The sequence below is a fragment of the Marichromatium sp. AB31 genome (assembly GCF_003718685.1).
Lineage (GTDB): Bacteria > Pseudomonadota > Gammaproteobacteria > Chromatiales > Chromatiaceae > Marichromatium > Marichromatium gracile.
The window spans coordinates 1-12,004 of the sequence record NZ_RHFI01000028.1; the positions used below are offsets into that span (position 1 = coordinate 1).

Annotated in this window: 12 protein-coding genes and 1 pseudogene; 6 read left to right on the top strand and 7 right to left on the bottom strand. The window is 69.0% G+C overall.

Translation table 11 applies throughout. From position 1 onward, the window contains the following. The coding region (locus EBL84_RS14830; protein ID WP_223807033.1) for a hypothetical protein at positions 1–605 on the bottom strand (605 nt) is incomplete at its 3' end. Between the two features lie 42 nt (positions 606–647). Next, positions 648–1,631 carry an SLAC1 anion channel family protein gene (locus EBL84_RS14835; protein WP_123141525.1) on the bottom strand — a complete coding sequence of 328 codons (984 nt, stop codon included), beginning with the start codon at positions 1,629–1,631 and terminating at the stop codon, positions 648–650. 572 nt (positions 1,632–2,203) lie between these two features. Here EBL84_RS14835 and EBL84_RS17605 point away from each other — a divergent pair. The 4 genes and pseudogenes from EBL84_RS17605 to folP all read left to right on the top strand — a co-directional run. Further along, positions 2,204–2,341, top strand: a pseudogene (locus EBL84_RS17605) (DUF3096 domain-containing protein); the annotation flags it as partial. A gap of 45 nt (positions 2,342–2,386) precedes the next feature. Then, a complete protein-coding gene (locus tag EBL84_RS17610; RefSeq protein ID WP_369958070.1) occupies positions 2,387–2,503 on the top strand; it encodes a DUF3096 domain-containing protein in 117 nt (38 codons plus the stop codon). Positions 2,504–2,603: 100 nt separating this feature from the next. Then, positions 2,604–3,650 (top strand): FAD:protein FMN transferase, encoded by a 1,047-nt coding sequence (locus EBL84_RS14845; protein WP_123141527.1) that lies wholly within the window; start codon positions 2,604–2,606, stop codon positions 3,648–3,650. Positions 3,651–3,702: 52 nt separating this feature from the next. Then, positions 3,703–4,560: a dihydropteroate synthase gene (gene folP, locus EBL84_RS14850; RefSeq protein ID WP_123141528.1), complete on the top strand. Its 858-nt coding sequence runs from the start codon at positions 3,703–3,705 to the stop codon at positions 4,558–4,560. Between the two features lie 8 nt (positions 4,561–4,568). Here folP and EBL84_RS14855 read toward each other — a convergent pair whose 3' ends face one another. Together EBL84_RS14855 and EBL84_RS14860 are read right to left on the bottom strand one after the other, a co-directional pair. Further along, positions 4,569–5,162, bottom strand: a complete 594-nt coding sequence (locus EBL84_RS14855) for a hypothetical protein (RefSeq protein ID WP_123141529.1) — start codon at positions 5,160–5,162, stop codon at positions 4,569–4,571. A 76-nt stretch (positions 5,163–5,238) separates the two neighbouring features. After that, on the bottom strand, positions 5,239–6,486 hold the full coding sequence (locus EBL84_RS14860) for a hypothetical protein (protein ID WP_148040309.1): 1,248 nt from the start codon (positions 6,484–6,486) through the stop codon (positions 5,239–5,241). Between the two features lie 351 nt (positions 6,487–6,837). Here EBL84_RS14860 and EBL84_RS14865 point away from each other — a divergent pair, with 351 nt between their 5' ends. Together EBL84_RS14865 and EBL84_RS14870 are read left to right on the top strand one after the other, a co-directional pair. Further along, positions 6,838–7,440 carry a DUF938 domain-containing protein gene (locus EBL84_RS14865; protein ID WP_123141531.1) on the top strand — a complete coding sequence of 201 codons (603 nt, stop codon included), beginning with the start codon at positions 6,838–6,840 and terminating at the stop codon, positions 7,438–7,440. A gap of 14 nt (positions 7,441–7,454) precedes the next feature. Continuing rightward, on the top strand, positions 7,455–7,943 hold the full coding sequence (locus EBL84_RS14870) for an aminoacyl-tRNA deacylase (protein WP_123141532.1): 489 nt from the start codon (positions 7,455–7,457) through the stop codon (positions 7,941–7,943). Between the two features lie 4 nt (positions 7,944–7,947). Here EBL84_RS14870 and EBL84_RS14875 read toward each other — a convergent pair whose 3' ends face one another. From EBL84_RS14875 to purF, 3 genes are read right to left on the bottom strand one after another with little or no spacing between them, the layout of a single operon-like run. Next, on the bottom strand, positions 7,948–8,982 hold the full coding sequence (locus EBL84_RS14875; RefSeq protein ID WP_123141533.1) for a phosphoglycerate mutase: 1,035 nt from the start codon (positions 8,980–8,982) through the stop codon (positions 7,948–7,950). After that, the gene (locus tag EBL84_RS14880; protein ID WP_123141534.1) at positions 8,979–10,208 is read right to left on the bottom strand and encodes an O-succinylhomoserine sulfhydrylase; all 1,230 of its coding nucleotides are present in this window, start codon (positions 10,206–10,208) and stop codon (positions 8,979–8,981) included. Before EBL84_RS14880 ends, EBL84_RS14875 begins: the two co-directional genes overlap by 4 nt. After that, positions 10,186–11,700: an amidophosphoribosyltransferase gene (purF, locus tag EBL84_RS14885; protein WP_123141535.1), complete on the bottom strand. Its 1,515-nt coding sequence runs from the start codon at positions 11,698–11,700 to the stop codon at positions 10,186–10,188. The genes EBL84_RS14880 and purF overlap by 23 nt, the downstream gene beginning before the upstream one ends. Positions 11,701–12,004: the final 304 nt, after the last annotated feature.

A 12,004-nucleotide genomic window follows, 5' to 3' on the forward strand; every position in this document is an offset into this window, starting at 1 on the left:
AACACCAGGTTGCCCGCCGCATCGCCGCTGGCATCGGTGTGCCCACTCAGCAGCAGCTGCAACTCAGGGTGCGCCTGCAGATGCTCGGCGATCGCCGTCAGCGGCGCGATCGGCCCCTCGGGCAGCTCGGCGGCACCGGGGGCGAAACGCAACCTCTCCTCCCCCAGACTCACCAGGGCGCCACGCGGGGTGAAACGCGCACCGAGTGCGGCGTAGTCGCGCAGCAACCCGGCATGCGCCACCTCTTCATCAGCGCTCTCGACGGTCTCGACGCGTTGACCGAGTGCCGCACGCAGCCCCTCGATCCGGCGCTCCAGCGCCTCCGTCTCGACGGCCTCACGCTGCGCGCGCTCACGCAGCGCCTGCTCCAAACGCTCGATGCGCTGCTGCTGCGCCTGCCAGCGCGTCTCCTGCTCGGCCAGCGCGGCGTGCAGCGACGCCAGCGGATCGGGCGACGTCGTCTCGTCCGCGACCGCGGTGCCAGTCGACACCGTCAGGCCGCCGTCGACGACATAGACCAGGGCCAGCCCGGCGACGAACATCAGCGACAGAAAGGGAATGACGAGCCAGGCCTTGGTGGCGCTCGCCGGGGTCTGTTCAGACATGGCAGATGACTCCTGAAGACGACAACCGATGACGCAACACGCTCAATGCCCGGGCACGCAGATCCCGCGCCGCAGCACCGCCCGCAGGGTCGACCACAGCAGGATCGCGATGATGCCGGTGAGCATGGTGAGCATCGCCACGCCGAAATAGCGATAGAACAACGCCTCGGTCTGCTCGGCCATCACCATCGAGGCGATGCTGAAGGCGGCCAGCGGGAAGGAATAGGCCCACCAAGAGAGGAAGAAGCGCAACCGCAGGAAACGCCCGGCCTGACTGAACAGCAACAGGGTCAGGAACATCGCGGCGAAATAGAGCACCAGGGCGAAGGTATCGAGGCTGTCGACCAGTCGCGTGTAGGCGATGAAACCGACCGCCGGAGGCGCGATCAGGATGAAGAGGGTCGGGGTCAGCCGGTCCTCGATCGGGTTGTGGAACAGCACGCGGTTGAAGATGATGGTCAGCAGCACCAGCCAGAACAGCACACCGACGCTGAAGAAGAACCAGGAGACCGACTCGAACCCCAGCGGCACCCCGGCGATCGGCACCAGCACATTACCCACTGCCGGGATGAACCAGGCCGGGTTCATATGCTGCACCTTGAAGTGCTCCTGATGCATCCAGGCGCTGACGATATAGAGGGTGAAGACCAGGTGCAGCCCTGCCCCCGCGAACCACAGCATCCGGCTCACCGACGGTTGCAACGGCAGATAGGCGATGGCCAGCAACAGCAGACTGATCGAGATGGTGGGAAAGAAGTTGAGCTTGACCGGGTGGCGCAACTCGGCGAGTACCGCCTGCGGATAACGCAGCAGCTTGGCGACATAGAGCACTGCCAGGGTGAGAAACAGCAGGCTGCTGAAACCAACCAGCCAGGGGGTGATCCCGAGATCCAGGCCGAGCAGGTGCTGCGCCTTCTCCCAGCCGATGGTCAGCCCACTCATCCCCATCACCATGGCGAAGAACGGGATCGGGAAGAAGGCGAGACGCCCCTGCGGCACATCCCCGCTGCTGGCCTGGACATCCATCTGCGCGCCGCTCACAGCGCCGACCCGAACAGCAACAGGGCAAGCGCCAGCGCGGTCGCGATCGTCGGGACGAAGGGCCAGAGCTGGGCCGGCCACGCCGGCAGTGGGCTGGTGGTCATCGCGGTACTCCTATGGATTCCACACCGGGTCGCCGGACATCGGCCCGGCGACGGCTATCGAGGGAAGGATCGAGAGGTCATGCAGTGTAGAGCCCGGCACCTCGCACACGCATTGACAAATATCACAGCTCGAAACTTGGTTATAGCGCCGCCAGCCGCCAGGCTTGAACCGCAAAGCCGCGAAGCGCGCAAAGTGAATGATGTGTGATGTCGGCGCGAGACCACAGGCAGCGGGGGTCCGCACCCACTGGTGGCTGATCGCTGGCAGCTTATTCCCCTTTGCGTCCTTGGTGTCTTCGCGGTTCAATCCCCTGGTAGCTGGTAGCTGGTAGCTGGTAGCTGGTAGCTGGCGGCTGGCGGCTGGCGGCTGGCGGCTGGCGGCTGGCGGCCGTTAGAATGACCCATTCGGTCGAGACGCGATCGGGCACGATCAACGCACAGGAGAGACGACCCATGGACCAGTTCCCGGCCCTGCTGCAACACTGGCCACTACCGGCGATCGCCGCCGTGCTCACCGGTGTGCTGATCCTCGCCGTACCGCGGGTGCTCAACTATGCCGTCGCCGCCTATCTGCTGCTGGTCGGCATCCATGGTCTGCTGACGGCCTTCGCCGGCCAGCCGTTCGCGCCCCAGGCGGTGATCGCCCTGGTCGCCGGGGTGCTGATCCTGATCCGCCCCAACCTGCTGAGCTACGTGGTGGGGATCTACCTGATCCTGATCGGCCTGCTTGGCGCCGGGCTGCTGCACCCCTGATGGCGCGCCGCGTCTCGCCCCGCAATCATCCCTAGCCCCGGCCCGCCGACACGCGTGCCGGTCATCAGACGATCAGGGCCAAACGGCCCGAGAAGGACCCATGCCATCCATCGCCGTACTCGCGCCGCCGCGCTGGCGCCTCCTCCCGATCCTGTTGCTCGGTGCGCTGCTCGCACTCGCCGGCTGCGCCCAGGACGACGCCCCCGTGGAACTCCAGGGGCGCACCATGGGCACCCACTACAGCGTCAAGCTCTACGGGCTCCCCGACGCGCTCTCGGCCGAGCAGCTGCAGGCGCGGATCGATGCCCGACTGGAACAGGTCAACGACCTGATGTCGACCTATCGTCCCGACTCGGAGCTGTCGCGCTTCAACGCCAGCGACTCGGGCGACTGGTTCCCGGTCTCCCTGGAGCTGGCCGCGCTGGTCGCGCTCGCCGAGCGCATCAGCATCTTCAGCATCGGCGCCTTCGACGTCACCGTCGGCCCGGCGGTCAACCTCTGGGGCTTCGGTCCCGGCCAGCCTCCCGAACAGCTGCCGAGCGATGCGCAGCTCGCCGAGGTACGCGAGCGCATCGGCTTCCCCCGGCTCGAGTACCGACTCGATCCCCCGGCGCTGCGCAAGGAGAAACCAGGCGTCTATGTCGATCTCTCCGGCATCGCCAAGGGCCATGGCGTCGATCAGGTCGCGGCGGTGCTCGAGGCGGCGGGCGTCACCGACTATCTCGCCGAGGTCGGCGGCGAGCTGCGCGCCAGCGGCACCAAGCCCGACGGCACCCCCTGGCGGATCGCCATCGAGCGCCCCGAGCCCGGCGTGCGCGAGGTCCATCGCATCGTCACCCTGCACGATGCCGCCATGGCCACCTCGGGCGACTATCGCAACTTCTACGAGCGCGACGGCAAGCTCTACAGCCATACCATCAACCCGATCACCGCGCGCCCGGTCACCCACACCCTGGCATCGGTGAGCGTGATCGCCGCCGACTGCGCCCAGGCCGACGCGCTCGCCACCGCCTTGCTGGTGCTCGGCCCCGAGGCCGGCCTCGCGCTGGCCGAGGCGCATGATATCGCCGCCTTCTTCGTCGTCCGCGAGGGCGACGGCTACAGCGACCGCGCCACCTCACGCTTCGCGGCGCTCACCGCCGAGTGATCGTCGGCGCCGGGCCCCTGCCCCGGCGCCATCGCCCAGGAGTCCCTCCCTCATGCACAACCAAGCCCCTACGGCCCCGCCACGGATCATGGGCATCCTCAACGTCACCCCGGACAGCTTCTCGGACGGCGGCGAGCACTTCGCACCCGAGGCGGCCGTCGCCCACGGTCTCGCACTCGCCCGCGCCGGGGCCGACATCATCGATGTCGGCGGCGAGTCGACCCGCCCCGGCTCACGCGCGGTGCCCGCCGCCGAACAGTGCGAGCGCGTGCTGCCGGTGATCGGCGCGCTGCGCAAGCGGCTCCCGGCGGGCGTGGAGATCAGCATCGACACCACCAGCGCCGAGGTCGCGCGTGCGGCGCTCGCCGCCGGCGCCAGCTGGATCAACGACACCGCCGCCGGCGAGGACGATCCCGGACTGCTCGCACTGGCCGCCGAGACCGGCGCCACCCTGGTGCTGATGCATCGTCAGGGACGCCCCGAGACCATGCAGCAGGACCCGCGCTATGGTGACGTGACCACCGAGGTCGAGGACTATCTGCTCGAGCGCGCGCGCCTCGCGCGCGCCGCCGGCGTCGCCGCCGAGCGCATCCTGCTCGACCCCGGCATCGGCTTCGGCAAGACCCTCGCGCACAACCTTGCGCTGATCGCCGCGCTCGATCGCTTGCGCGCGCACGGTTTTGCGGTGCTGCTCGGCGCCAGCCGCAAGCGCTTCCTCGGCGCGATCTGCGATGAGCCGCACCCGGCAGCACTGGATGCGGCGACCGCCGCCACCACCACCGCGGGCGTGCTCGCCGGGATCGAGGTCTTCCGCGTACACGACGTCGCCGGCAACCGTCAGGCCGCCGACGTCGCCTGGGCGCTCAGGGGCGCCGGGATGCGCGCCACCGGCACACTGGTGACAGGCTGAGGGTCGGGCTAGTCGCCGGCGGCGCGACGGCGCGGCAGCACCCGCCGCTCGGACACCGTCTCCAGCGTCTTCAGCTCGCGCGCCTCGGCGGCCAGACGGCGGTTGTCGATCGCCCGCTGCTGGCGCGCCCGTACCCCGTAGCCGAGCGCCGCGCCACCGGCGGCGCTCAGGGTCACCAGCCCGAGGGTGACGAACTGGGTCAGCATCATGGTGATCCCGATTCCCACCGTACCGCCGACCACAGCGCCGGTCTTGAGGCTCGCCCCCCAGGAACTACGTCGCGCCTTGGCCGCCAGCCGCTCCTGCGAGCGTCCGGCCTTGGCACGCTGCTGCTCGGCCTTGACCCGGATCTTCTCGCGCTCCTTGGAGAAGCGCTCGCTCAACCGCGAGGTGGCGCGGTGGCGGTAGGCATCGGCGATGGTGTTGAACCACAGCGCGACGAGGATGCCGATGGCGCCACCGAGCAGCGCGAACAGTGGCCAGGTGGTCTGCCAGTCGGTGCTCAGCGCGGTGTAGACCAAGAGTGCGGTGACTCCCTGCAGCAGGAAGATACCGATCAGGAATCGGATCAGGCTGCCAAGGCTGTGTGGAATGATGCTCATCAATCTCATCTGCTCAGGTTGTGAAGCCACGCGCGGGCGTGGCCCGACGAAGGATCCGTGCCTGCCCGACGGCCGCTCACCCCACCACCGACGACGGCGCCGCCACGACGGTCGCGGCGCGTGGTGTCGAGGGCGCTCGAGGTTCGATCCATTCGAGCCAGTCGGCCGGCGCCTCGTCGAGCAACAGGCGCAGCCGTTCGCGCAGCCGCTCCAGCGCCGCCGCGTCCTCGACCGGCCGATCGCAGGCATCGATGATGCCGTAGAGATACTCGGCGCCGACCCCGGAGAGGTCGATCAGCAACCGGGGCGCACCGACCTCGAGCGGCAACAGCTGCGGATCGGTGCTGGTCATCAGGAAGGGGCCGGCGCCGCTCTCGAGCCGGGCCGCCGGGCCCGGTCGGCCATGGCGGCGCAACGCACGGCCGAGCCGGTAACGCATCAGGTCGGAGAGTTCGGGGGCGAGTTGATCGACCAGCGCCATGTCGCCGGAGTCGGCATAGACCGGCACCAGGAAGGCATGCGCCTCGCGCCGCGGCTCACTCACGCCACTGGCGCTCGCCACATAGGTCTCGATGATGCGGAACAGCTCGCGATAGCGCTGCACGTCGGCGGCATCGAGCGCGCTGGTGCGTCCGAGCAGCACGAAGGTATAGAGGCCGTAGCCGGACTCGGCGCGCTCGAACAGCAGGTTCATCGCCACCGCCGTCTGGGTCTCGCTGGTCGGCGCGCCCGAGGGATAGTAGCGCATGGCATAGACCAGCGACTCGCGCAACGGCCCGTCGCTGGCATCGAGCAGCCGGGCGCGACGCTCGAGCCCCTCGGCGGCGGCCAGCTCGAGCGTCTCGCGCGCGCCCGAACCGGTGAGCATCAGCGCGCGTTCGAGCACCGGATAGAAGGCCGACTCCCCGCCCTGGGCGATCATCTCGGTGACGATCTCGCTGACCGGCGCACAGCCGCCGCGCAACAGCGCCTCGGCACCTTCCCCGGGCTCCACCCCGGAGAGATAGAGATCGGTGACCAGGGTGCTCAATACCGCCCCGGTGCCACGCCCATCCATCCCCGCGCAGCGCGTCTGCAACTCCTGGCGCAGACCGAGCGGGTCGGTGCTGTAGAGCACATGGGCCGACATCGACGGACGCGGCCCATCGGCACGCTCGGCGGCGAGCTGGGCACCCGGGGTGCGCCAGGGCGCCGCCCCCTGCACCGTGCCGCCGGAACCGGCGCAGCCGCCGAGCACCAGCAACAGCGCACCGAGCACCAGCAGCGACACCACGACGGCGCCACGTCTGCGAACTGACTGCGGATCGGGATTCGGCGTCGACATCGAGGGCACCCCCGCCCAGGCGGCACAAAGCCACCATGATAGCCGATCATGCCACGGGCTCCAGTACCAGCCGCCAGCCGCCAGCCGCCAGCCGCCAGCCGCCAGCCGCCAGCCGCCAGCCGCCAGCCGCCAGCCGCCAGCCGCCAGTGAGTATGCGCCCCTGACGACGGCATTGCCTGCCATCACACGCGCTTGGTGCCAGCGCTTGGGGGCAGGCGGCCACTGGCGGCTGGCGGCTGGCAGCTGATAGCTGGAAGCTGATAGCTGGCAGCTGACTTGCGACCGCTCCCGACGCGCGGCATCCTGTGGCCGATCGAGGCGCTGTCGTCGCCACCACATACGAGTCCACCGATGCAATCGACCACCAAGCCCTACGCCGAGTCCTGCGATCAGAATCGCGCTCCCATCCTCGCGGTGATCGCCCCGCTCTATGCCGGACGGCGCCGGCTGCTGGAGATCGGCAGCGGCACCGGGCAGCACGGGGTCCATTTCGCCGCGGCACTGCCCGAGCTGTGCTGGCAGTGCAGCGACCGCGCCGACGAGCTGCCGGGGATGCGTCAGTGGATCGGCGAGGCGGCGCTGCCCAACCTGCCAGAACCGATTCCGCTCGACGTGCTGCGCGGTCCCTGGCCGACACCCGGGTTCGACGCCGCTTTCAGCGCCAACACCGCGCACATCATGCCGGTCGCGGCGGTCGCGGCGATGTTCAGTGGACTCGGCGAGGTACTCGCCCCCGGTGGGCTCTTCGCCCTCTACGGCCCCTTCCACGAGGATGGCCGACCGACCAGCGAGAGCAACGCCGCCTTCGACGCCTGGCTGCGCGCGCGCGACCCGGCGATGGGGGTGCGCGATCGCACCTGGCTGCTGGGGCTGGCCGAGGACAACGGCTTCGAGGCGCTGGCCGAACATGCGATGCCGACGAACAACCGCATCCTGGTGTGGCGGCGACACTGAACGAGGGGAGGAACATGGCCAAGGAGAAACACCCGGTCACCCAGGCGGTCAGGGCGCTGCGTGCCGCCGGCATCGCCTTCACCCCGCACTGCTACGACTATGTCAGCGGCGGCGGTACGGCGCAGGTGGCGGCGACACTCGGCGTCGACGAGCACCTGGTGGTCAAGACATTGATCATGGAGGACGCCGATGCGCGGCCATTGGTCGTGCTGATGCACGGCGACTGTCAGGTCGCCACCCAGCACCTGGCGCGCGCCATCGGCACCAAGCGGGTGCGCCCCTGCGCGCCTGAGGTCGCCGATCGGCACTCCGGCTACCGGGTCGGCGGCACCTCGCCGTTCGGGACCCGTCACCCGATGCCGGTCTATTGCGAGCGCGGCATCCTCGAACTGCCGCGGATCTATATCAACGGCGGCAAGCGCGGCTTCATCCTCGAGGTCGAGACCCGGGCCGCGCTCCAGCTGCTCCAGGCCCAGCCGCTCGACCTCGCGGTCGCGGGCTGAGCCCTCAGCGCCGGGCGAGCCGGCAGTGCGCGCGCAACCCGCGCCGACGCCACCCGCGCAACAGCCCCCAGCCCGAGGTGCGATAGCGGGTCCCGGCACAGGGATCGAGCACGACCTCCGACCAGCGCTGCCGACGCAACGCGCGCAGCGGCGCGGCGAGCGCGGCATCACAGGCGACCAGGGCATCGGACCAGGCGCCAAGATCGCGCCCGTGCAGCGCCCGCCAGGGGCTCTCGTCATAGATCAGGACACCCCGCTCGCCGAGCGCCGGGTCTTGCAACCACTGGGCCGGGGTGCGGTGCCCCACCCCGGCCCAGTGTGCCAGCCCGTGGGTGAGCGGATGCTCGCCCACCACCAGGGCAGGCCCCCGCCCCGGCGCCGCCGGCAGCCGTCCCCCGCCCCAGGGCCAGAGTCCGTTGACCACCGGCTCGCCACGCGCCTCGCGGGCGCGATTGACCGGATCGGCGAAGAACAGCATCTGCACCTCGTTGAGCAGCCGGTTCCAGGCCAGCGCATCGTCGCCGCTGATCGCATCCGGGCTGAGCGCCTCGCCCATCACCCGATAGAGCGGCGTGGTACGCAGCGCGGGCGGCCGCGCCAGGCGTAGATACCAGCGCTGCGGGGTCGGCGCAACCAACTCCAGTCCGTCGTCGGCGAAGTGATCGTTGAAGCTCGCCACCAGCGCCGCGGCCTCCTCGGCGTCGAGTGCGAAGCGCTCGAGTTCGAAGAGCCGCAACCGCTCCATGTCCGGGCGCAGGTAGACCGGATCGGCATGCAGCCAGTAAGCGGCAGCGCCCTCTCCGGCGAGCAGTTCGGGGGCGTCGCCAAGCAGACACAAGGGCGCACTGGGCAGATCACAGCCTGGCTCGGCGGCGATGCCGAAGGCGGCGAACAGCGCGGCGAAAGGATCGCTGGCAACCCCGTCGACGACACTCGCACGTGCCAGCAGACGGTCGAGATTGGGCAGTATCGGAAAGGGCTCGGGACGTAGCGGCAGGGGGCCGAGCAGTCCCGGGCAGATCAGTTCCAGGGCCGTCACGACACCGCCAGCCCTCGCGCCAGGTCGGCCTGGATGTCGGCCACCGACTCCAGCCCCACCGCGACCCGCAGCAGCGACTCAGTGATACCGGCGTCGGCGCGCTCCGCGGCACTGAGTCGACCGTGGGTCGTGGTCGCCGGATGGGTGATGGTGGTCTTGGCATCACCGAGGTTGGCGGTGATCGAGATCATCCGCGTCGAGTCGATCACCCGCCAGGCCTCGGCGCGCGCACCGCGCACCTCGAAGGAGACGATACCGCCGCCGCTGCGCTGCTGGGTGCCGATCAGATGGTGCTGGGGATGCTGGGGCAGCCCCGGGTAATGGACCCGCGCCACCGCCGGATGGTCGTCGAGCCAGTGGGCGAGCTGCTCGGCGGCGCGTGTATGCGCCTGCATCCGCAGCTCGAGCGTCTCGAGCCCCTTGAGGAAGACCCAGGCGTTGAACGGACTCATCGTCGGGCCGGCGGTCCGCATCACGCCGAACACCGCCTCGCCGACCAACTTGCGATCACCGACCACGGCGCCACCGACACAGCGCCCCTGACCATCGAGATACTTGGTTGCCGAATGCACCACCACATCGGCCCCGAGTTCGAGCGGACGCTGCAGTGCCGGGGTGCAGAAGCAGTTGTCGACCACCAGCCGGCAGCCGCCTCGATGTGCGATCTCGGCCAGCTCGCGCAGATCGGCCATCTCGGTGAGCGGGTTCGAGGGCGTCTCGCAGAACAGCATCCGCGTCTTCGTCCCGATCGCCGCCTCCCAGGCGGCGGGATCGGAGAGCGGGACGAAGGTCGTCGCCACCCCGAAGCGGGCGAGATATTTGCTGAACAGCGAGCTGGTACTGCCGAACACGCTGCGCGAGACCACCACGTGATCCCCGGCCTCGAGGGTCCCGAGACAGAGCGCGAGGATCGCGGCCATCCCGGAGGCGGCGGCGACGCAACACTCGCCTCCTTCGAGCGCGGCCAGTCGCTCCTCGAAGGTCCGCACCGTGGGGTTGGTGAAGCGCGAATAGATGTTGCCCTCGGCCTCACCGGCGAAGCGCGCGGCGGCCTCGGCCGCGCTCGAGAAGACGAAGCTCGAGGTGGTGAAGATGGGCTCGGCGTGCTCGCCCTCGGGCGTGCGCCGCTGACCGGCGCGTACCGCACGCGTGGCAAAGCCCGGCGCCGCCGTGGCGCCAGCCGACTCCTCCGGGAGACCCGGATCAGACTGAGTTGTGCAGGTCAATGACACTCTCGCTGCGCGCTGAGCGCTGTTCCTTGGCGCCGTCGTTGCGATTGGCCTCGAGGGCGCGGAGGTATTCCGGGGTCACGTCCCCGGTCACATAGTTGCCGTCGAAGACCGAGGTATCGAAGCGATCGACATGGCTCTTGCCCTTCTTCTGCACCGCGTCGATCAGGTCCTCGAGGTCCTGGAAGATCAGGCCGTCGGCGCCGAGCTCGGCACAGATCTCCGCCTCGGTGCGACCCGAAGCGATCAGCTCGCTGGCCGCCGGCATATCGATGCCGTAGACGTTGGGGTAGCGCACCGGCGGCGCGGCCGAGGCGAGATAGACCCGGTTGGCACCGGCATCGCGCGCCATCTGGATGATCTGCTGCGAGGTGGTGCCGCGCACGATCGAGTCGTCGACCAGCAGCACGTTCTTGCGGCGGAACTCCAGATCGATGGCGTTGAGCTTCTGGCGCACCGACTTCTTGCGCACCTTCTGCCCCGGCATGATGAAGGTCCGGGCGATATAGCGGTTCTTGATGAAGCCCTCGGCATAGGGCACGCCGAGATGGTTGGCCAGCTGCAGCGCGGCGGTGCGACTGGTGTCGGGCACCGGGATCACGACATCGATGTCATGATCGCCCCACTCGCGCTTGATCTTGGTCGCGAGCTTCTTGCCCATCCGCGAACGCGCCTTGTGCACCGAGATGTTGTCGATGATCGAGTCGGGGCGGGCGAAATAGACGAACTCGAACAGACAGGGCGAGAGCACCGGCTCGGCGGCGCACTGATGGGTGTGGAGCTTGCCGTCGAGGGTGATCAGCACCGCCTCGCCGGGGGCGACATCACCGATCAGCTTGAAGCCGCTGGTATCGAGCGCGACGCTCTCCGAGGCGATCATGTACTCGTGACCATCGGCGGTCTCGCGATAGCCGTAGACCAGCGGACGGATGCCGTGCGGATCGCGGAAGCCGAGCACGCCGAAGCCCGGGATCATCGCCACCGCCGCATAGCCGCCGCGACAGCGCCGGTGCACCCCGGCCACGGCCTGGAAGACGTCCTCTTCCTCGATGTTCAGCTTGCCCTGGCTTTGCAGCTCATGGGCGAAGATGTTGAGCAACACCTCGGAGTCGGAGTCGGTGTTGAGGTGGCGCAGGTCGTCGACGAACAGGTCGCGCTTGAGCGCATCGGCGTTGGTCAGATTGCCGTTGTGCGCGAGCACGATGCCGTAGGGCGAGTTGACGTAGAAGGGCTGGGCCTCGGCCGAGCTGGAGGCGCCGGCGGTGGGATAGCGCACGTGTCCCACGCCCATGTCGCCACGCAGCTGGATCATGTGCGAGGTACGGAACACGTCACGAGCCAGTCCGTTGTCCTTGCGCAGGTGCAAGCGCCCACCCTCGCAGGTGACGATACCGGCGGCGTCCTGGCCGCGGTGCTGCAAAACTAGGAGCGCGTCGTAAAGCGACTGATTAACAGGGCCCTTACCGACGATGCCGACGATCCCGCACATGAGGTCCTCGCGCGTCTGCCGCCACGGAGGATGACGACAACCGAAATTGGGTGGAATGGAAACGATCGAAATTACCCGATACGCCCTGCCCCCGCAACCCACAACGCCCAAGATCGGGGCCGGAGGGCGCATTCCAAGCCCGCCAGCGGCCAGCGGATTGAACCGCAAAGCCGCGAAGAACGCGAAGGGAAACGCTATTAGCTACCAGCCGTCAGCCACCAGCTTCCAGTAGGCGCTGTTCCTCCCGTCGTCGCCGCAAGACATCAGCCACTGCCGCCATCATGTCCGCCGCCCCTCCCCACTG